This is a genomic window from Pseudoduganella lurida (assembly GCF_007830455.1).
GTDB classification, from domain to species: Bacteria; Pseudomonadota; Gammaproteobacteria; order Burkholderiales; family Burkholderiaceae_D; genus Rugamonas; species Rugamonas lurida.
On the sequence record NZ_VLLB01000008.1, the window covers coordinates 172,471 to 192,249 of the forward strand.

At 69.4% G+C, this 19,779-nt stretch carries 15 protein-coding genes and 1 tRNA gene; 11 read left to right on the plus strand and 5 right to left on the minus strand.

Going from position 1 to position 19,779, the window contains the following annotated elements:
* Window positions 1–72 precede the first annotated feature (72 nt).
* From IP91_RS20635 to IP91_RS20655, 5 genes are all read left to right on the plus strand, one after another.
* Window positions 73–2,100, plus strand: coding sequence for a hypothetical protein (locus IP91_RS20635; RefSeq protein WP_229474752.1), 2,028 nt, complete (start codon window positions 73–75; stop codon window positions 2,098–2,100).
* A gap of 85 nt (window positions 2,101–2,185) precedes the next feature.
* Window positions 2,186–2,647 carry a hypothetical protein gene (locus IP91_RS26280; protein ID WP_199754675.1) on the plus strand — a complete coding sequence of 154 codons (462 nt, stop codon included), beginning with the start codon at window positions 2,186–2,188 and terminating at the stop codon, window positions 2,645–2,647.
* A gap of 23 nt (window positions 2,648–2,670) precedes the next feature.
* On the plus strand, window positions 2,671–3,342 hold the full coding sequence (locus IP91_RS20645; RefSeq protein WP_145651473.1) for a C39 family peptidase: 672 nt from the start codon (window positions 2,671–2,673) through the stop codon (window positions 3,340–3,342).
* 16 nt (window positions 3,343–3,358) lie between these two features.
* Window positions 3,359–3,826: a hypothetical protein gene (locus IP91_RS20650; protein ID WP_145651475.1), complete on the plus strand. Its 468-nt coding sequence runs from the start codon at window positions 3,359–3,361 to the stop codon at window positions 3,824–3,826.
* Between the two features lie 23 nt (window positions 3,827–3,849).
* Window positions 3,850–5,313 carry an acetate kinase gene (locus IP91_RS20655; RefSeq protein WP_229474753.1) on the plus strand — a complete coding sequence of 488 codons (1,464 nt, stop codon included), beginning with the start codon at window positions 3,850–3,852 and terminating at the stop codon, window positions 5,311–5,313.
* A 54-nt stretch (window positions 5,314–5,367) separates the two neighbouring features.
* Here IP91_RS20655 and budC read toward each other — a convergent pair whose 3' ends face one another.
* The gene (gene budC, locus IP91_RS20660) at window positions 5,368–6,129 is read right to left on the minus strand and encodes a meso-2,3-butanediol dehydrogenase (protein ID WP_145651476.1); all 762 of its coding nucleotides are present in this window, start codon (window positions 6,127–6,129) and stop codon (window positions 5,368–5,370) included.
* Window positions 6,130–6,462: 333 nt separating this feature from the next.
* On the opposite strand from budC, the gene IP91_RS20665 reads away from it, so the two are divergent.
* Window positions 6,463–8,316: an ABC transporter ATP-binding protein/permease gene (locus tag IP91_RS20665; RefSeq protein WP_145651478.1), complete on the plus strand. Its 1,854-nt coding sequence runs from the start codon at window positions 6,463–6,465 to the stop codon at window positions 8,314–8,316.
* 115 nt (window positions 8,317–8,431) lie between these two features.
* Window positions 8,432–8,507, plus strand: a tRNA-Gly gene (locus tag IP91_RS20670).
* Window positions 8,508–8,622: 115 nt separating this feature from the next.
* On the opposite strand, the gene IP91_RS20675 is transcribed toward IP91_RS20670, so the two are convergent.
* Together IP91_RS20675 and IP91_RS20680 are read right to left on the minus strand one after the other, a co-directional pair.
* On the minus strand, window positions 8,623–9,651 hold the full coding sequence (locus IP91_RS20675) for a glycoside hydrolase family 53 protein (RefSeq protein ID WP_145651481.1): 1,029 nt from the start codon (window positions 9,649–9,651) through the stop codon (window positions 8,623–8,625).
* A 101-nt stretch (window positions 9,652–9,752) separates the two neighbouring features.
* Entirely contained in the window at window positions 9,753–10,583 is an 831-nt protein-coding gene (locus IP91_RS20680) for an SDR family oxidoreductase (protein WP_145651483.1), read from the minus strand.
* 85 nt (window positions 10,584–10,668) lie between these two features.
* On the opposite strand from IP91_RS20680, the gene IP91_RS20685 reads away from it, so the two are divergent.
* The 4 genes from IP91_RS20685 (at window position 10,669) to IP91_RS20700 (ending at window position 17,739) form a co-directional block, all read left to right on the plus strand.
* Window positions 10,669–11,613, plus strand: coding sequence for a LysR family transcriptional regulator (locus IP91_RS20685; protein ID WP_145651485.1), 945 nt, complete (start codon window positions 10,669–10,671; stop codon window positions 11,611–11,613).
* Window positions 11,614–11,695: 82 nt separating this feature from the next.
* A complete protein-coding gene (locus tag IP91_RS20690) occupies window positions 11,696–13,627 on the plus strand; it encodes a cytochrome c/FTR1 family iron permease (RefSeq protein WP_145651590.1) in 1,932 nt (643 codons plus the stop codon).
* A 162-nt stretch (window positions 13,628–13,789) separates the two neighbouring features.
* Window positions 13,790–15,871: a glycoside hydrolase family 36 protein gene (locus IP91_RS20695; RefSeq protein WP_145651487.1), complete on the plus strand. Its 2,082-nt coding sequence runs from the start codon at window positions 13,790–13,792 to the stop codon at window positions 15,869–15,871.
* A 26-nt stretch (window positions 15,872–15,897) separates the two neighbouring features.
* Complete coding sequence (locus IP91_RS20700) at window positions 15,898–17,739, plus strand: NPCBM/NEW2 domain-containing protein (RefSeq protein WP_158643180.1); 1,842 nt, start codon at window positions 15,898–15,900, stop codon at window positions 17,737–17,739.
* 31 nt (window positions 17,740–17,770) lie between these two features.
* Here IP91_RS20700 and IP91_RS20705 read toward each other — a convergent pair whose 3' ends face one another.
* Together IP91_RS20705 and IP91_RS20710 are read right to left on the minus strand one after the other, a co-directional pair.
* Window positions 17,771–18,427: a response regulator gene (locus IP91_RS20705; RefSeq protein WP_199754677.1), complete on the minus strand. Its 657-nt coding sequence runs from the start codon at window positions 18,425–18,427 to the stop codon at window positions 17,771–17,773.
* Window positions 18,424–19,725, minus strand: a complete 1,302-nt coding sequence (locus tag IP91_RS20710; RefSeq protein ID WP_229474755.1) for a sensor histidine kinase — start codon at window positions 19,723–19,725, stop codon at window positions 18,424–18,426. Before IP91_RS20710 ends, IP91_RS20705 begins: the two co-directional genes overlap by 4 nt.
* Window positions 19,726–19,779 lie beyond the last annotated feature (54 nt).

The window sequence follows — 19,779 nt, forward strand, 5'->3', positions numbered from 1 at the left end:
GTGGTTGCTGGGAACGACGTTTTCCGGAGATGCCTTGGCCAACCAATCAGTGAGGATCAGATGAAACAAACCATGCTTGCCGCAGCAATCGCACTCGCCTTCAATCTTGGCGCCCATGCCCAAACCACCCCGACGCAAAGCGGCGCGGGAGCACACGCCAGCGACAGCGCCTCGGCCGTGCAAGACAGCAGCAGCAACCGGAACAACGACAGCAGCCAGGCCAACAACAATGACAACGACAGCAGTTCCAATCGCGACAACGACCAGCGCCAGGCCAATGCCAACAACAACAGCAGCGGTGCCGCGCACGCGGCGGCGGCCGGTGCCGCTGCGGCCAACAATGGCGCCAGCGCCACGTCCAGCGTCGCCAATGCATTCAACACCTCCACCGCCACCGCCATCAGCACGCTGACGGGCACCGTGACGGGCAACAACGTCCAGCACATCGGCAACATGGCCACCAACAGCGGCAGTGCCAGTGGCGGCAATGCCAGCGGCGGCACGGGCGGCGCGGCCGGTGGCGGTAACGCCTCGGCCACCGGTGGCACGGGCGCGAGCGGGCACGGCGGCAGCGGTGCCGCCGGCGCAACGGGCGGTGTCGCCAGCAACGGCAACGTGGCCGGCGGCGCCTCGCATGGCGGCGCGGCCGACGGCGGGTCGGCGACCAGCGGCGCCACGTATGCCGGCACCGGCGGCAGTGGCGGCGCGGCCCATGGCGGCATGTCCGGCAGCGGTGGCGCGGGCGGCAGCGGCGGCACCGGTGGCACGGGCGGCAGCAGCTCGGATGGCTATGGCGGCGCCGGCGGCAGCGGCGCGGCCGGTGGCCAGGGCACGGGCGGTTCGGGCGGACTGGCCGGCACCGCCACGGGCGGCAGCGGCGGCAACAGCGGTGGTGCGACCGGCGGTCAGGGCGGCAGCGGCGGCTACACGGGCGCCGCCACCGGTGGCATGGGTGGCACGGGCGGCAGCGGCGCGTCGGGCGGCAGTGGTGGCACGGGCGGCGCCGGCGGTGCCGGCGGCGGTTCGGGCACGGGCGACACGGGCGCCACCAGCACGGCGCACGCGGGAAGCGGCACCGGGGGCAGCGGTCCTGGCGGCATGGCCACGGGCGGTGCCGGCAGCGGCGGGACAGGCACCGGTGCGGGGGCAACGAGCGGCACCACGACGGCAGGCAATACAAGTGGCACGCCGGGTGGCACGCCGGGCGGCACGCCGGGCGACACGGGCGGCGGCACGCCGGGCAACCAGAGTGGCACCGGTACCAGCGGCCTGGCGACGGGCGGCAGCGGCACCGGCGCGTCCGGCAGCGGTGGCACGGCCACCGCCGGCACGGGAACGGGCGGCGCCGGCAGCGGTGGCGCCGGCACGACGGGGGCGAATACGGCCACGGCCGGTGCCAGCACGGCGGGCGCGGGTGGCGCGGGTGCGGCCGGCGGCGCGGGTGCCGCGGGTGGTTCCGGTGCGGCCGGCGGCTCGGGTGCTGCCGGTACCAACACGGCAGGTGCGGGTGCGGCAGGCGGCGACAACACCTCGGGTGCCGGCGGCGCCGGCGCCACGGCCAGCACGGCGGGTGGTGCCGGCGCGACCGGCACCGGTGGTGCGGGCGGCAGCGGTGCCACGGGCGGCGCGGGCTCGAGTACCGCCGGCAACGGTGCGGCGGGTGCGGCAGGCGGCACGGGCGGGACCAGCGGCACGGCCTCCAACACGGCCGGTACCGGTGCCGCGGGCGGTGCGGCAACGGGCGGTTCGGCAACGGCCGGCACGACCACGGGTGGTGCCGGTACGGGCGGCGCCGCGACCAATGGCAATGCCACGGCCGGCAATGGCGGCACGGGCGGCAGCGGCGGCAGCGGCATGGGTGGCGCCGGCGGTGCGACGGGGGCCACGACAGCGGCGGCCACCGGTGGCGCGGGTGCCAGCGGGACCGGCGGCATGGGCGGCACGAACAGCGTCAGCGCGGGCGTGTTCAATATGTCGAACACGATGAGCGGTGTCGCGCAGTCGGCGGCCGGCATCTCCATGATCAGCCAGAGCAGCGGTATCAGCTCGCTGGTCCAGCAGAGCATCAACGTGCAGGCCAACCTCGGCGTCGGCAAGTAAGTCCCTCCCTGGCCGGCCTTCGTGCCGGCCAGGCGACAGCCACGGTCCGTGCTGCGGGCCGTGGTGTTCACTCAAAGGAGGGCATATGCATGCAGAACGAGATACGCCACGGGCCATCGGCCCGCTGCGGCGACTGGTATGTGTGGCCGGCGTCGTGGTGCTGGCGGCCCATTGCCTGGCCGCGCAGGGACAGCCAAGCGGCGCACCCGCGACCCCGCGCACCGACTTGCCCGCTCCGTCGACCGGCGTGACGGTGCCGCCCGAACCGGCAGCATTGCCGGCAGCTTCGAGCCCGCAGCGCCAGGCCGCACCGGCCATCGCGGACGAACGGCTGGCCGAACTGCGCGGCGGCACGGACACGCCGTGGAGCGACATGAAACTCAATGGCACGGTGGGCGGCAACGCGGCGACCAATGTCGTCACCGGCGCCAATATCATTACCGATGGGGCGTTCAGCAACGCATCCGGCCTGCCGATGGTGATCCAGAATTCCGGCGCCAATGTGCTGATCCAGAACGCCACCATCGTCAACGTGCAATTCAAATGACGGCGCACTGGCGGGTGGTCTGCATGACGGCCTCCCTCATGGCCTCCATCATGGCCTGCATTGCGCCGGCCTGTGCGGCCGACCTGCCGCTGGCAGGGGGCGGGCCGGTACGCGTGCAGGTGAAAAGCATGAAGGAGGCGCGCTTTGCCTCGACGGTACGGCAGCAGTTCGATTTCAGCTGCGGCTCGGCCGCGCTGGCCACGCTGCTCACCTACCACTACGGTTACCAGGTCACCGAACAGCAGACCTTTGCCGAGATGTTCCAGCGCGGCGACCAGGCACGCATCCGCCGCGAAGGTTTTTCGCTGCTGGACATGAAGAATTACCTGGCCGCCCACGGCTTCCGGGCCGACGGCTTCCAGCAGCCGCTCGACGACCTGGCCAGGGCGGGTTTTCCGGCCATCGTGCTGGTCGCCGAGCGGGGCTACCACCACTTCGTCGTCGTCAAGGGCGTGCAGGACGGCCGGGTGCTGCTGGGCGATCCGGCCGGCGGCACCCGCGCCATGCCCCGCGCGACGTTCGAGGGTATCTGGCTCAACCAGCTGCTGTTCGTCATCCACGACCGGCCGGGCCAGGCCCGTTTCAACACGCGCGAGGACTGGTCCGCGGCACCCCGCCTGCAGCCCGCGCTGGCACTGGACCGCGACAGCCTGCAGCGCATCACGCTGCCCAAGTTCGACGCGGGCGATTACTGATGAAAGCGAGCCAACGATGAAAATCCTTCTGCCGATCCTGTGCGCGATGTGGTGCACGCCGCCCGCGCTCGCCCAGCAGGCGCCCGACGCCTGGCGCCAGGTCGATGACATCATCCTGGGCGCGGCGCGCGGCGGTTTCGATGCCGGCGACGGCCTGCTGGTGTCGTTGTCCGTGGGTCGCCTGCTGAGCCTGAACGGGAGCACGGTCGCCAGCAGCCAGCTGGTCGTCCCCGATGTCGCCCGGGCGGCCGCCAGCGGTGCCGGACTGGCCTCCTTCCAGGCCTTCCAGGCCGGCGCCGGCGATGCGCTGCAGAGGGCCGGCACGCCGATGGCCGGGCTGGTGCTGCAGAACGGCGCCAGCGACCAGCTGATCCGCGCCCAGACGACGATCGACGCCACGGTCAACAGCCTGGCCGTGCTGAAGAACCTCAACTTCGGCGACAGCCTGCGCCAGGCACTGGCGGTCCCGATCGTCCCGCGCTGACCGCATCCACCTGGAGGAAACGCATGCCCCTTGTCCCGACCCTGCGCGCCGGCACCGCCGGCCTGACCCTGTTGATGTCCCATGCGTTCGCGCAGGAGGTGGCGGCAGCGCCGGACCAGCCGCCTGCGGCGGCGGCGGCGACGCAACTGACGCCGCCACCGAGCACGCAACCGAGCACGCAACCGAGCACGCAACTGACGACGCAACTGACGACGCAGCTGAAAACCGAGCTGCGCGAGCTGCAGCGGGAACTGGCCGAACAGCGCGCGCTGCTGCAGCAGTTGCGCGGCGAACTCGGGGCGATTGCCGAGCAGCGGCAGGCGTCACCCGCAGTACCGGCGGACGGTGCCGGACCGGTCCGGCGTCCGCTGGCCAGCGCGGTCCTCGAATCGCTGCGCGGCGCCGGTGGCGCACCACAGGCGCAACCCCTGCCGCCGCTGCAGGCACCGGGGCAGGGACCGGCCGCACCCGCACCTGCCGCCCAGGCCAGCGCACCTGCGGTTGGCCAGGCGCCATCGGGCGACAGCCGGCCGCCCGCCGTGGCACCGCTGTTCGAGGCGCCCGGCGTGCTGACCGCGCGCGGCAGCTACGTGCTGGAGCCGTCGTTCCAGTTCGGCTACTCGTCCAGCAACCGCGTGGCGCTGGTGGGTTACACCATCATCCCGGCGCTGCTGGTCGGCCTGGTGGATGTCCGCGAGGTCAAGCGCAACAGCTTCACCGGCGCGCTGACGGGCCGCTACGGCCTGACCAACCGCACCGAACTCGAATTGCGCGTGCCGTATGTGTACCGCTCCGACTCCACCGTGAGCCGCGAGCTGTTTACCGGCACCGCCGTCGAACGGGTGTTCGCGACCAGCGGCCGCGCGCTGGGCGACGTGGAGCTGTCGCTGCGCCACCAGCTCAATGACGGCGGCATCGACCAGGCGTACTACATCGCCGGCCTGCGGGTCAAGACCCGCACGGGGCGCGATCCGTTCGAGGTCGTCACCGATTGCACGCAGCGCTGCGTGGGCCAGAACGCCACGGGCACGGGGCTGCCGCTCGACCTGCCGACCGGTTCCGGCTTCTATGGCGTGCAGCCCAGCCTGACCTGGCTGTTTCCGTCCGACCCGGCGATTTTCTTCGGCAGCGTCAGCTACCTGCACACCATCAAGCGCAAGGACGTGTCGCGCGAAGTGCTCAATGGCGAGATGGAGTGGCTGGGCGAGATCAAGCCGGGCGGCGTGTTCGGTTTCAACTTCGGCATGGGCCTGGCGCTGAACGAGAAGGCCTCGCTCAGCCTCGGCTACGACCACAGCTCGATGGCGCGCACCAGGCAGGATGGCGTGCCGGTGCCCGGTTCCGTGCGCACCCAGCTGGGGACCTTGCTGATGGGGTTTTCCTACCGGCTGACCAGCCAGCGCACGCTCAATGTCACGGTCGGGGCGGGGCTCACGCAGGACACGCCGGACGTGTCGCTGTCGGTGCGCCTGCCCGTCAACTTCTAGGCGCTTGCCGGGCGGCGCTGGCTCGTTGCGCAGCGCCGCCCGCACCGGACCTTCTTACTGCGGTGGCTGGCCGTTGGAAGCGCGCAGCCCCGCATCCACCGGCAGGTTCACGCCGGTGATCAGGCGCGCATCGTCGCTGGCCAGGAACGCCATCGCGGCGGCAATCCCCTCCGGATCCTCCGGCGCACCGAGCGGCATGCGTTCGTTGAACTTGGCGATCAGCTCGGGCTTCTTCATCATGTCCTCGGTCATGCCGGTCTTCGTGAAGCTCGGATTGACGGCATTCACGCGCACGCCATCCTTGGCCGCATCCATCGCCATGGCGCGCACCATGTTGCTGACGGCGCCTTTCGACGTGTTGTAGGCGAACATGTCCCAGTCGCCGCCCAGCCCGGACACGGAGGAGGTCATCACGATCGAGCCGCGTGTCTTCACCAGTTCCGGCATCGCCGCCTTCGCCATGTGGAAGTAGCCGCCCACGTTGACGGCCATGACGCGTTCGAAATCTTCCTCGCTCGTTTGCGTGATGTCGCCTTCGACGGCCATGCCGGCGTTGTTGATCAGGATGTGCAGCGCGCCGAAGCGGTCGACCGCGGCCCGGATGGCGGCGGTGGCGGTGGCCTTGTCGGCGACGTCGCCGACCTGCAGCAGCACGCGGTCCTGCGGCAGTGCGGCGACGGCCTTCTGCAGGCTCTCGCCGTCGATATCGAGCATCACCACGCGGGCGCCTTCAGCGAGGAACCGGCGGGCGGTGGCCAGGCCGATGCCCGATGCGGCGCCGGTGACGAGGACGGTCTTGTCGTTGAAACGGTTCATGTTTTCCTTTCGTGTGGGCCAGGGGCCGCCGGAGCAGCGGGCCACCGGGCCTGAAATCGTTGACGGGAATGTGGACAAAACCTTATCACGCGGATGCCGATGCGACCTTTTCAATGCTACTAGGCAATATTTTGTCTGATACTGTCGCATTGCAAGCCACATTCCGGCCTCCTCTGTCTGTTTCCGCACTGAACGAGTATGGATGAGCGCTTATGCTGGGCACGTGACTCGGCGGATTACGGCTTGCCGGGTCGGGAACCGCCGGCATGGGAAGGGCAGCAGACTGCCGAACCGGCGGATCCGCTCACAGCCGGCTCAACACAGAAGAACGCCATGCCCACATCAGCCCCCGACAGCACCTTGACGGATGAACCGCCAATCCCGTCCCGGAAAAAACGCCGCAAGGCGCTCCTGTCCGTCGGCGCGTGGAAGCAGTTCCTCAAAGTCGCGAAACCCTACTGGCAGGAAGAAGAAAAAAAGCGCGCATGGCTGTTGCTGACGCTGCTGATCGTGCTGATGCTGGTCGAGACCCAGCTGGCCGTCATGCTGAACAACCAGGCCGGCGAAATGACCTCGGCGCTGGCGGCCCGCAACGGCGACCGGTTCTGGACCTCGGTGCGCACCTGCCTGATCATCCTGGCGTTCGCGGTGCCCAGCTACGCCTTCTACTACTACATGCGCGACCTGTTCGCCAACCAGTGGCGGCAGTGGCTGACGGGCCGCTTCCTGGACGGCTACCTGAAAGGCCGCAAATATTACGAGCTCGACGCCAATGCCGAAATCGACAACCCGGACCAGCGCATCAGCGAGGACATCAACACGTTCACGGGCCGCTCGATCAATTTCCTGCTGATCTTCCTCGGTTCGGCGATGCAGCTGGTGGCCTTCAGCGCCGTGCTGTGGTCGATCTCCCACCTGCTGGTGGCCGTGCTGGCGGTCTACGCGCTGGCCGGCACGGCGATCGCGCTGTACCTGTTCGGCAAGCCGCTGATCCACCTGAACTTCTGGCAGCTGCGCCGCGAGGCGGACTTCCGCTACAGCCTGATGCGGGTGCGCGAGAACGCCGAATCGATTGCCTTCTACCGCGGCGAAACGCAGGAACGTGCGCACATCGACACGAAGTTCGGCAAGGTCATCCACAACTGGTCCCGCCTGATCAAGAAGCAGCGCACGCTGAACCTGTTCCAGCGCACCTTCAGCCAGCTCACGCTCGTGCTGCCGGCCATGCTGCTGGCCAGCAGCGTGCTGTCGGGCGAGCTGGAAGTGGGCCGCGCGATCCAGGCGGCCGGCGCGTTCACCGCCGTGCTGGGCGCCGTGGGTGTCATCGTCGACAACTTCGAAAGCCTGAGCCGCTTCGTGGCCGGCATCGACCGCCTGCAGGCGCTGTCGAACCTGGTGCTGCCGAAGACGGAACCGGCGGCCCCGGCCGAGGACCCGCATCCCCGCATCGCCACGCGTACCGGCGCCGACGTGCGGCTCGAAGCGGTCACGCTGCACACGCCGCAGGCCGAGCGGATGCTGGTCAAGGAACTGTCCCTGGCCCTGCAGCCGGGCGACGCCCTGCTCATCACCGGCGAGAGCGGCTGCGGCAAGAGCTCGCTGCTGCGCGCCATCGCCGGCCTGTGGAACACGGGCAGCGGCGTCATCCAGCGGCCCGCGCTGGACGATTTCTTCTTCCTGCCGCAGCAGCCCTACCTGCAGTCCGGCACGCTGCGCAGCCAGCTGATCTACCCGAGCACGCATTCCGACCTGAGCGACGAGGAGATGCTGGCCATCCTGAAAGAGGTCCACCTGCCGCAGCTGGCCGAACGGGCCGGTGGCCTGGATGGCGTGCGCGACTGGGGCAAGGTGCTGTCGGTCGGCGAGCAGCAGCGCCTGGCCTTCGGCCGCGTGCTCGTGCACCGGCCCGGCATCGTGATCCTGGACGAGGCCACCAGCGCGCTCGACAGCGCCAACGAGGCCTCGCTGTACGAACGCCTGCGCGAAAGCGGCACGACGCTGATCAGCATCGCCCACCGCGATGCGGTGCTGCGGCACCACACCCACGTGCTGCGCCTGAAGGGCGAGGGCGAGTGGGAAGTGCACGACGCCGCCGGCTACCGGTTCGACCAGCCGGCTGTGGCATCGCGCAAGGGGGCCACCACGGCGCAGGTGATGCCGCTGGCGCCGAAGGTGGCGGCGGGGTGACAGGCCCACGGCGAGAAAACATTGGCACACCTGCCGTCGAGCTGTTATACTTTTGCCTCTTCGCGACGAGGCAGCTTCATCACCCTGTCGGCGAACGGCGCAGTACACACTCCAAGCGGGAGTAGCTCAGTTGGTAGAGCGCAACCTTGCCAAGGTTGAGGTCGAGAGTTCGAGACTCTTCTCCCGCTCCAGAATTTCAAAGGGCAGCCCGGGTGGCTGCCCTTTTTGCATCCGGCGTGTGCGCTGTGCGAAACGCCGCGTGGAGCGGCGCGCCGCCAGTCGGGCGCGCCGCTCCACGCGGATGGCTCACTCCACCAGGAACGCTTCCAGCGCCTTCGACGGCTTGCCGTCCTCGCCCCACGCGCTCAGCTTGTACTTGCTCCAGCTGCGCGCGCCCTGCGGTTCCCAGTAGATCACGCCGAGGCCCTTGTGGTCGGGCACGGCCTTCACCTTGCGCTGCACGGCCACCAGCATGTCGTGGGTGTTCTGCACCTTGTCGTCCTCGCCGCCCACCTCGACCACCATCACTTCCTTGCCGTAGCGCGCCACCATGTCGTTCAGGTTGCGGCCCAGGTCGTCGATGGAGGCCGTGTAGTCCGGGCTGCCGTCCAGCCAGTAGGGGTAGTAGGACAGGCCGATCACGTCGTACTTCGCGCCGTGCCGCTGCGCGTTGTCGAACCAGGTGCGGAAGCGCATGTTGTCGTTGCCGCGGTCGACGTGCAGGATCACCTTCGAGGTCGGGCTGACGGCCTTGATGGCGTCGTAACCCTTGTTGATCAGCTGCGCCAGCTGCGGCCAGTTGTCCGTATGGCCCTCCGGGTAGATCATGCCGGTCGCCGTCTCGTTGCCGACCTGGACCCACTCGGGCGTGACGCCGGCCCTCTTCAGTGCGCTCATCACGTCATGCGTATAGCCGTAGACGTCGTCGAGCAGCTGCGGGAACGGATGGCCCTCCCAGGCCGCGGGTTTTTTCTGCTGCTGCGGATCGGCCCAGCTGTCGCTGTAGTGGAAGTCGATCATGATGCGCATGCCGGCCTGCTGCGCGCGCACGGCCATCGCCACCGTTTCGTCGCGGCTGTTGTGGCCACTGGCGCGGTCGTCGGACGGATTGACCCAGGTGCGCAGGCGGATCGTGTCGATGCCATGGTCCTTCAGGATCGCGATGGCATCCTGCTCCTGGCCCTGCCGGTTGTAGAACTTGTAGCCGGTGGCTTCCATCTGCGGCAGCCAGCCGACATCGGCGCCTTTGGCAAAGCCTCCCTTGACCGGGACGGGCGCTTGTGCGGCGCAGGCGGACAGCGCGACGGCCGCCAGCATCACGAACAGCTTCTTCATTTTTTTCTCTCTCCTGTGGGTTGTGGGCGCCGTATTCTAAGCGCCGGCACGACAAAATGGCAGCTCGCCGGCTGCCATCGTTGCATCCCGCGCGCGCCCGTTCAGCCGTCGACATCCGCCGACAGGGTGACCGCCTTGTGCCGCTCCAGCGTGTCGAGCCGTCCGGCCAGCGCGTGGCGGATGCTCTCGTAGGCCGTGCTGCCCAGTGCCAGGCGCAATGGCGGCGCCGCACTGTCGGCCATCGCGATCATCGCATCCACCGACTTCGCCGCGTCCCCCCTGATCTCGAACGCGCCCGAGGCGATGGCCCGGCGCACCTCGCCGGCCGGCGTGTTCTCGTAGGCGGCCAGCGGCGCCGCGTGATCGAGGCCGTCGGCAAAACCGGTGCCGGTCGGTCCCGGTTCGACGAGCAGGAAGTCGATGCCGAACGGCGCCACTTCCTGGGCCACGGATTCGACGAAGCCCTCGATGCCCCATTTCGTGGCGTGGTACAGGCTGAAGTTCGGATAGGCGATCTGGCCGCCTTCGGAAGACACCTGCACGATGCGCCCGCCACCCTGCGCGCGCAGGTGGGGCAGCACGGCGCGGATCAGGTGGATCGAGCCCAGCAGGTTCGTGGCGACCTGCCGTTCGATCTGCGCATCCGTCACTTCCTCCGTTGCGCCGAACAGGCCGTAGCCGGCGTTGCTGACGACGACGTCGATCCGGCCTGCCTGCGCGAAGGCCCGCGCCACTGCCGCGCGGATGGCCTCGGGCTGCGTGACGTCCAGCGTCAGCACGATCAGCCGGGGCCCATGCTGCGCCGCCAGGTCGTCCAGGGCGGCGGCATTGCGCGCCGTGGCCACCACCGTGTCGCCACGGGCCAGCAGGCGTTCCGTCAGGCCGCGACCGAGGCCGCTCGAGGTGCCGGTAACCAGCCAGGTCTTGTTCATTGCGCTCTCCTTGAAAGATGATGGAGCCATGCTAGCGCGGTATCATTGATGCGGGAATAACCGATAAATAGCCTGGGTCAGTGAAATGTTTTCAGCAATCTTCTCGTCCTCGAAAAAGCCGGCGCTTGCGGACCTGCATGCCTTCGCGCTGATCGCCGAGCTGCGCAGTTTCCGCCAGGCCGCCGACCGGCTGGGCGTCACGCCGTCCTCGCTCAGCCATGCGATGCGGGGCCTGGAGCAGGCCCTCGACATCCGGCTGCTGCACCGCACGACCCGCAGTGTCGCCCTGACGGAGGCGGGCCAGCGCCTGCTGGCCGATCTGCTGCCCGTGCTGCAGCGGCTCGACACGGTGCTGGGCGACGCGGCCGGTCTCCATGGCCAGGCGATCGGCACGCTGCGGATCAACGGCAGCGAAGGGGCGATCCGCCTGCTGCTGCAACGCGTCGTCCCGGCCTTTAGCGCGCAGTATCCGCAGGTGGAGCTCGACCTGGTGGCGGACGGCAGATTCGTCGACATCGTGGCCGGTGGCTTCGATGCCGGCATCCGCTTCGGCGAGGCGATCCCGCAGGACATGGTCGCCGTGCGCCTCAGTCCGGATTTCCGGTTCCTGGCCGTCGCCGCGCCTGCCTATCTGCAGGCACGCACGGCCCCGGACACGCCTGACCAGCTGACCCAGCACCAGTGCATCCGCCAGCGCCTGCCCAGCGGCAAGCGCTATCGCTGGGAGTTCAGCAAGCATGGCCAGGACATGGCGATCGACGTCCCCGGCACGCTCACGCTCGACAACGTGCAGCTGATGCTGGAAGCGGCACTGGCCGGCCTGGGCATCGCCTACCTGCCGGAACTGTATGCGGCGGCACCGCTGCGGGAAGGGCGCCTGCGCGCCGTGCTGGAAGACTGGTGCCCCGCGATCGCGGGCCTGCACCTGTACTTCCCGCAAGGCCGGCACCAGTCCGCCACGCTGCGCGCGTTCATCGAGGTCATGCGCAGGACGGTGCCGGCCGACCTGGCTCCGCACGGCCAGCGGTAACGCGCATTGCGTGAAGGCGCCGGCACACGGTTACAATCGAGAATTATTCTCATTGGGGAAACGTGTGAACACATCGTGGCGCATGCTGGTGCTGGTCTGGACGCTGTTGCTCAATGCTGCGCTGGCCATGGCCGCCGAACCGGCGCAGTCACCGGCCGATGCGCGCCAGGTGTGGCAGCTGCTCGATTACTTGGCGGTCGATTACGGCGGCGCGGTGGCCGATGGTGCGGTCGTCAGCGCGTCCGAGTATGCCGAGATGCTGGACTTCGCGGACAGCGCCGCGGCGCAGGTGAAACGGCTGCCGCCCCATGCCGGCAAGGCGGCGATCGAGGTCGCGGTGGCACAACTGCGCAGCGCCATCGAACGCAAGACCGACAGCGCCGAAGTGGGGCGCCTCGCCCACGCCGCGAACGCGCTGCTGGTCGCTGCGTATCCGATACCCGTGGCGCCCCGCAAGGTGCCGGACCTGGCGCGCGGCGCGGCCGTGTACGCGGCGCAGTGCGCCAGCTGCCACGGTGCCGGCGGCGCGGGCGACGGTCCCCTGGCGGCGCGCCTGGAACCGAGGCCCATCGCCTTCACGGATGCCGCCCGCGCCGCCTCGCGCAGCCTGATGGCACTGCACCAGGTCATCACGCAGGGCGTGCCCGGCACGTCGATGCCGGCGTTTGCGGCGCTGTCCGACGACGACCGCTGGGCCGCCGCGTTCTATATCGGCACCTTGTCCCATGATGCGGCCGCGCGCGCCCGCGGCGAGAAGGCCTGGCAGCAGGATGCATCGCTCAAGGCGCGTTTCCCCGACCTGGCCGCGCTCACCACGATGACGGAACGGGCCGCGTCGCAGACGGTGCCGGCAGCGACGGCGCGCGACGTGATCGCCTATCTGCGCAGCCATCCCGCCGCCGTCGAAGGGGGCAAGCCCGCCGGCCTGGCGCTGGCGCGGCAGCGGTTGCAGGACAGCCTGGCTGCCCTGCACGCCGGCCGGCGCGCCGAGGCCACCCGGCTTGCGCTGTCGTCCTACCTGGATGGCTTCGAGCCCATCGAGCCGGTGGTCGGCGCGCGCGATCCGGCGCTGCTGGCGGCGGTGGAAAGCGCCATGCTGGCCTACCGCTCGGCCCTGTCCACCGGCACGCCCGCGCAGGCGGAGGCTGCCGCTGCACACATCGACACGCTGTTCGCCCGGGTCGATGCGGCGCTGGGCGATGCCAACGCCGATCCGGCCACCACCTATATCGGCGCGCTCACGATCCTGCTGCGCGAGGGCCTGGAAGCACTGCTGATCGTCATCGGCATGATCGCCGTGCTGCGCAAGGGCGGCAGGCAGGACGTGCTCCGTTACGTGCACGCCGGCTGGGCAAGCGCGCTCGCCGCCGGCGCCGTCACCTGGGCCGCCGCGACCTGGCTGGTGGCCATCAGTGGCGCCAGCCGCGAGGTCACGGAAGGCGTCGGCGCCGTGTTTGCCGCGCTCGTGCTGCTCAGTGTCGGCATGTGGATGCACCAGAAGAGCAGTGCCGGCCGGTGGCAGTCCTATCTCGAAGAAAAGCTGTCCGCCGCCATGACGCGCCGTTCGGCGTGGGCCCTGTTCGCGCTGGCGTTCATCGCCGTCTACCGCGAGGTATTCGAGACCGTGCTGTTCTACTCGGCGCTGGCGGCGGACGGCAACGGCGGCGCGCTGCTGGGCGGCTTTGCCACGGCTGTCGTGCTGCTGGCCATCGTCGCCTGGGTCATGCTGCGCACCAGCGCCCGCATGCCGATCGGGAAGTTCTTCTCGGCCACGTCGGTGTTCGTCGCCGTACTGGCCGTGATCCTGATCGGCAAGGGCACGGCTGCGCTGCAGGAGGCGGGCTGGATCGGCGTCACGCCCATTCCGGCACCGCGCATCGACCTGCTGGGCATGTATCCCACGGTGCAGACCTTGACCGCACAGGCGGTGGTGCTGGCCATTGCGCTGTCCGGGTATGGCCTGAACCTCTTCAACGCCAGGTCGCGCGCCGGCACCAGCCGCAGGCCGACCTGACTGCGCCGATCCTGACAGCGTAAAAACGAAAGAAAAGGAAAATAAATACGCAAGAAAGAAAGAAATCGAAAGTCGTTTGCCTTTTCGTTTTCATTTCATTACTATTTCGTGACCGCGCCGGCCCGACACGATCAGGCGCCCACAGGACACGACAGGAGACGTATGAACCAGCACGACGAACGCCGCCGCACCCTGCTGCAATGGCTGGCCGGCACGGCCGTGGCAACGAGCACCGGCCTCGCCGCTGGCGCACCGGCCGGCAAGGGGAAGGACGTGGCGCGCATCGGCGATGCCGCCATGGCGCTGGAGTTCGACGGCGAGCTGCAATGCCGCGTGATCTCGAAGCGCGGCCCGCGCGCCGGTGCGGTGACGGCGTTCGCACCGAGCGAGCGCCTGCGCCTGCCGAACGGGCGCTGGATCGGCCGCTTCGCGCTGGCGTCCCAGGCGGCCGACCGCGTCGAAGGACCGCATGGCCCCGGCGTGCGGCACCGCTTCACGGGCATGGCGAAAGAGGGCATCGAAAAGACCGTCGCCATCACGTTCTACGAGCGGCATGCCGGCTTCGCGGTGCTGCGCGTTACCTACCGCAATGCCGGCAGCAAGCCGCTGCTGGTCTCGGCCTGGGCGAACAGCGCGCACACGCTGCGCCCCGCCGCCGGCCGCAAGCCGGAATTCCGGACCTATTCCGGCGCCACGCATCCGGACCGCCGCGACTGGGTGCAGTCCGTCGAACACGGCTTCGACCAGCGCAACTTCATGGGCATGAACGGCTCCGACTACGGCGGCGGCACGCCGGTGGCGGACGTGTGGCAGCGCGACTGCGGCCTGGCCGTCGGCCACCTCGACACGGTGCCGCGCCTCGTGGCACTGCCCGTCAAGGCGGTGGATGCCGGCACGTCGCTGGCCGTCGAATTCGAGAAGGACGTCACGCTCGAACCGGGCGCAACCCTCGACACGCTGGACACCTTCCTGGCGCTGCACACGGGCGACTACTTCGCTGCGCTCGACAGCTTCCGCCAGGTGATGGCCGAGAAGGGCCTGCGCGCACCGGACTGCCCGGAAGACTGCTACGAGCCCATCTGGTGCGCGTGGGGCTACGAGCGCGACTTCACCATCCCGCTGATGGTGGGCACGCTGCAGAAGGCTAGGGAACTGGGCCTGGAATGGGCCGTGCTGGACGACGGCTGGCAGAACAACGAGGGCGACTGGCACCTCGACAGGAAGAAGTTCCCGAACGGCGACGCGGACATGAAGGGCCTCGTCACCACCATCAAGGATGCCGGCCTGAAGGCGCGCCTGTGGATCACGCCGCTGGCGGTGGACCCCGGTTCGGACCTGCTGCACGACCACGCGGACATGCTGCTTCTGGACGCCGCCGGCGCGCCGCAGCTGATCAGCTGGTGGAACAGTTTTTATCTGTGCCCCGCCTACGAACCGACGATCGAGATGACGCGCACGTGGATCCGCAAGATCTTCGGCGAATGGGGCTACCAGGGCATCAAGATCGACGGCCAGCACCTGAACGGCGTGGCGCCCTGCCACAACCCGGCGCACAAGCACGCCCGCCCGGAAGAGTCGTTCGAGAAGCTGCAGGACTTCTGGAAGATGGTGTACGACACGGCGCGTGAAGTGAACCCGAACGCCGTCGTGGAACTGTGCCCCTGCGGCACCTCGTACGCCTTCCACAACTTCCCGTACATGAACCAGGCGCCGGCCTCGGACCCGCTGTCGTCCTGGCAGGTGCGCCACAAGGGCAAGACGATCAAGGCCCTGATGGGACCCTCGGCACCGTACGCCGGAGATCACGTGGAACTGAGCGACGGCGGCCAGGATTTCGCCTCCACCGTCGGCATCGGCGCCGTGCTGTCGACCAAGTTCACCTGGCCGGTCGACCCGAAGCCGAAGGACAGCTTCCTGCTCACGCCCGAGCGCGAAGTCAAGTGGCGCAAGTGGATCGGCGCCTACCGCGCCAAGATGCTGCCGAAAGGCGTGTACCGCGGCGAGCTGTACGACATCGGCTTCGACAAGCCGGAGGGGCATGCGATCGAGAAGGATGGCCGCATGTACTTCGCCTTCTATGCGCCCCGCTGGGACGGGCCGGTGGAACTGCGCGGCCTGGGCAAGGGCCGCTGGCGCCTGCGCGACTACGTGGAGGGCCGCGACCTGGGCGAGCTCGATGTGGCGAGCCCGACATTGACCCTGCAGTTCGACCACGCCCTGCTGATCGAGGCGGTGCCGGCATGAAACCAGAGGCAATGGAAATGCATGCCATGAAGACGCGTTCGGCAGCGACGCAGTCTCCAACGAAGTCCGGACCGATGAAGAAGCCGATGAAGAAGCCGATGAAGAAACCAACGATGAAGCAAGTAATGAAAGCGGCCGTGCTGGCTGCGCTGGCCGGCGCGTACGGCATGGCCGCCGCGCAGGCCCTCACGCCGCCGATGGGCTGGAACCCGTGGAACGCCTTCCACACGGAAGTGGACGAGGCGAAGATCATGGCCAACGCGGCGGCGCTGAAGAACACCGGCCTGGCCGATGCCGGCTACCGCTATGTGAACATGGACGACGGCTGGTGGCGCACGCGCCGCGCCGACGGCCGCATCGAAGTGCGCACCAGCATGTTCCCCAGCGGTGCGCTGCCCGATGGCAGCACCAGCATGCGCCCGTTCGTGGACAACCTGCACGCGCTGGGCTTCAAGGCCGGCATCTATTCGGAGATCGGCCGCAACGCCTGCTCGCAGGCCTGGGACCGCCATTCGCCCAACCTGCCCGAAGGCAGCCAGGTCGAGCGCGAGATCGGCACCTTCGGCCACCAGGCGCAGGACATCAAGCTGCTGGTTGGCGAATACGGTTTCGATTATGTGAAAGTGGATGCCTGCGGCCTGGCCGACTACACGCCGGACAAGGCCTGGGTGCGCGACGGCACGCACCGCGCCTTCGGGCCGTGGATCGTGCGCGGCAAGCCCGATGCGGCCAGCTCGGCGCGCGTGGAAGAGCTGTATGCGGACCTGCGCAAGGAGATCGACACGGTGCGCCCGAACGGCGACGTGGTGCTGTCCATCTGCGCGTGGGGCGAGGCGCGCGTGAACAACTGGGGCGGCAAATATGGCCAGTCGTGGCGCACCAGCCCGGACATCACGCCGGACTGGAAATCGATGCTGCTCAATTTCGACAGCGCCATCGGGCGCCCGCTGTTCGCCGGTCCCGGTCGCTGGAACGATCCGGACATGCTGGAGCTGGGCCACGGCGAATTCGACGAGCGGCACCTGGTCGAGGCGCGCGCCCACCTGTCGCTGTGGGCCATCGCCGCGGCACCGCTGATGATCGGCGCGGACCTGACGAAGATGCCGCAGTCGCTGATCGACATCGCCGGCAACCGCGCCGTGATCGCCATCGACCAGGATCCGGCCGGCCACCAGGGCGTGACGATTGCGCGCACCGGCGACACGCAGGTGGTCGTGCGCACGTTGGCAGCGTCGGGCCAGAAGGCCGTGGCGCTGATCAACCGCGGCGGCCAGAAGCGCCGCGTGTCGGTGCCGCTGGCGACGCTGCAGCTGGCGACGAATGCCACCACGCGCGACGCCTGGACCGGCAAGGAAAGCACGGTCGACAGGATGATCACGGTCGACCTGGCACCGCGCGAAACGGCGCTGCTGACGGTGCGTGGCGCGGCCTTGCGGCCGGGCCGCGTGTACGTGAGCGAAGTGCCGGCCCGCGTGCGGGTGCTGGAAGACGGCAGCGCCGTGCTGACCACGGCGCAGGCGGCCAAGTGGGTGCCGGTGCAGGCCAATGCGGCGCCGTCCGGCAAGCCGCTGACGCTGGAGGGCAGGGCGGTCGCCGAGGGCCTCGGCGTGCTGGCCGGCTCGCGCGTGGCACTGCGGCTCGATGGTGAATTCAGGCGCTTCCAGAGCCGTACCGGCGCGCTGGCCAGGGGCGGCGCGCTGACCTACAAGCTGGTGGCAGACGGCAAGGTGCTGTTCGAGCAGACCAGCGCCAAGCCGGTCGCCATCGATGTCGACGTGGCGGGCGTGAAGACGCTGGAGCTGGTCACGCAGGGCCCGGCGGGCAAGCTGGCCGAAGTGGCCTGGGCCGGTGCGGAACTGGTGCAGTAAAGGCTTACCGGAGGTTCACGGAGGCGCGGCATCATGCCGGCACGGCCGCGCCGAATTCCACCAGCCCGGAGCGCGCCGCCAGGTGCATCAGTTTAAAATCGTTGTCGGCGTTGAGCTTCTGGCGGATCAAGGTCAGGTAGTTCAGCACCGTCTTCGGACTGAGATGCATCACGGTGGCAATCGCCTGCACGGACTCGCCCTGCACCAGCATGCGCAGCAGCTCGAATTCGCGCGGCTTCAGGTCGCGCAGCGCGGTGTCGCCGGCCGCGGCGCCCTCATCGGCATGCCTGTCCAGCCCGCGCAGGTCCTGCGACAGCACGCGCTGCCCGCGCATCACCCCGCGGATCGCCTCGATCACTTCCTCGGGTTCGCTGCGCTTGGTGAGATAGCCGTGCGCGCCGGCCTTCAGGGCCTGCAGCAGGTGGCCGGCGTCGTCGTGCATCGACAGCACCAGCACCCGCAGCGCGGGCTGCCTCGCCAGCATGCCGGCGATCGCTTCCAGGCCGCTGCTGCCTTTCAGGCTCAGGTCCACGATGGCGACATCGGGTGCCGCGCGGCCCACCAGCGCATTGGCTTCCTGGACGGTCGCCGCCTCGCCCACCACTTCGAAATCCGGCTCCGCCGACAGCAGTCGCCGGTAGCCGCTGCGGACGATGGCATGGTCGTCGACCAGCACGATGCGCGTCATGCCGGCACCTCGGCAGGCTCGGTGGCCGGCGCGACGCCGCACGCCAGCGGGAAGGTGGCGCGCAGCAGCAGCCCACCGCCGGGATTCGGCAGGGCCTGCAGCTGCCCGTCGAGCATCGCCACCCGTTCGCGCATGCCCAGCAGGCCGCCATGCCAGCGGGGACCGGCCGGCAGCCCGCGGCCATCGTCGCGCACTTCCAGCACCAGCGTTCCGGCGCCGCCGGACAGCCGCACCGTGCAGTGCCGCGCGCCGCTGTGGCGCACCGCGTTCGTCAGCGCTTCCTGCACCACCCGGTAGAGCGTCAGCGCCATCGCGTCGCCCATGTCCGGCAGCTCCCGCGGCAGGTCCAGGGCAAACGCGATGGCCGTCTGGCGGCCGCGCCAGCCCTGCACCAGTTCATGCAGCGTCTGCGCCAGCCCGCTGGCATGCAGGCCGTGGGGCCGCAGCGCCCTGAGCATCGTGCGCAGCTGCTCGCCACAGGTGCGCAGGTCGCGGCGCAGGTCCAGGGCGCATTCGGCCACCGCGGCCGGTGCCAGCCCCTCGGCATTGCGGGCCAGATGCGTGGCGGTGACGTTCAGCGCGGTCAGCGTCTGCCCCATTTCGTCGTGCAGCTCGCGGGCCAGCGCGCGGCGCTCGTCTTCCTGCACCGCGATCAGCTGGCGTGCCAGTTCGTGCTGGCCCGCGCGCGCCTCGGCCAGCGCACGGGCCAGGTGGTCGATGGCGCGTGCCACGCGGCCGAATTCGCGCAGCGCGAACGCCGGCAGCCGCGGTACCGGTTCGCTGCGCGCCAGCCGGTGCAGGCTGTCCTCCAGTTGGCGCACCGGCGCCAGCGCACGGTCGGTGCACCACCACGTGACGAGGAAGGCTGTTCCGGAAATGAACAGCAGGGTGCTCCAGATCCGCACAGTGGCCGCCAGCCGCTCGTCGATTTCGGAGCGGGGGTTCGGCGTGATGTACAGCGTTTGCCCGCCAATATGGATGGCCCGTTCGCCCTGTGCCGGCGGCGCCAGCCCGAGCCACGCCAGCACGGGATGGGGCGTGGCGTTGGCCGCCGGCTGGTCCGCCGTGCGGACGCTCAGGTGGCGCAGCCGTGCCTCGGCCAGGCGCTGCGCCAGTGGCGGCCCGGCCAGCGGCGGCGGTGCGCCGGCGGCCGCCAGCACGTTCACCAGCCGTACCGACGCGGCGACTTCCGCTTCGATATCGGCACGCAGCGAATACAGCTGGATGATGGCGGTCAGCGCGAACAGGCTGCCCAGCAGCAGGGCAAGCATGCCGGCCAGGCGGCGGCGCAGGTCCATGGTGTCCTCGATCCGGTTTTGACATGGGCACCTCTGCAAACGCCGTGCCACGGC

Bases quoted from the DNA above. Each gene is read 5' to 3' on its own strand.
- IP91_RS20680 (WP_145651483.1), bottom strand. From the start codon at position 10,583: ATGAACAAGACCTGGCTGGTTACCGGCACCTCGAGCGGCCTCGGTCGC.
- IP91_RS20665 (WP_145651478.1), top strand. From the start codon at position 6,463: ATGCCCACATCAGCCCCCGACAGCACCTTGACGGATGAACCGCCAATC.
- IP91_RS20710 (WP_229474755.1), bottom strand. From the start codon at position 19,725: ATGGACCTGCGCCGCCGCCTGGCCGGCATGCTTGCCCTGCTGCTGGGC.
- IP91_RS20650 (WP_145651475.1), top strand. From the start codon at position 3,359: ATGAAAATCCTTCTGCCGATCCTGTGCGCGATGTGGTGCACGCCGCCC.
- IP91_RS20705 (WP_199754677.1), bottom strand. From the start codon at position 18,427: ATGACGCGCATCGTGCTGGTCGACGACCATGCCATCGTCCGCAGCGGC.
- budC (WP_145651476.1), bottom strand. From the start codon at position 6,129: ATGAACCGTTTCAACGACAAGACCGTCCTCGTCACCGGCGCCGCATCG.
- IP91_RS20645 (WP_145651473.1), top strand. From the start codon at position 2,671: ATGACGGCCTCCCTCATGGCCTCCATCATGGCCTGCATTGCGCCGGCC.
- IP91_RS20655 (WP_229474753.1), top strand. From the start codon at position 3,850: ATGCCCCTTGTCCCGACCCTGCGCGCCGGCACCGCCGGCCTGACCCTG.
- IP91_RS20635 (WP_229474752.1), top strand. From the start codon at position 73: ATGCTTGCCGCAGCAATCGCACTCGCCTTCAATCTTGGCGCCCATGCC.
- IP91_RS20685 (WP_145651485.1), top strand. From the start codon at position 10,669: ATGTTTTCAGCAATCTTCTCGTCCTCGAAAAAGCCGGCGCTTGCGGAC.
- IP91_RS20690 (WP_145651590.1), top strand. From the start codon at position 11,696: ATGCTGGTGCTGGTCTGGACGCTGTTGCTCAATGCTGCGCTGGCCATG.
- IP91_RS20695 (WP_145651487.1), top strand. From the start codon at position 13,790: ATGAACCAGCACGACGAACGCCGCCGCACCCTGCTGCAATGGCTGGCC.
- IP91_RS20675 (WP_145651481.1), bottom strand. From the start codon at position 9,651: ATGAAGAAGCTGTTCGTGATGCTGGCGGCCGTCGCGCTGTCCGCCTGC.
- IP91_RS26280 (WP_199754675.1), top strand. From the start codon at position 2,186: ATGCATGCAGAACGAGATACGCCACGGGCCATCGGCCCGCTGCGGCGA.
- IP91_RS20700 (WP_158643180.1), top strand. From the start codon at position 15,898: ATGAAGACGCGTTCGGCAGCGACGCAGTCTCCAACGAAGTCCGGACCG.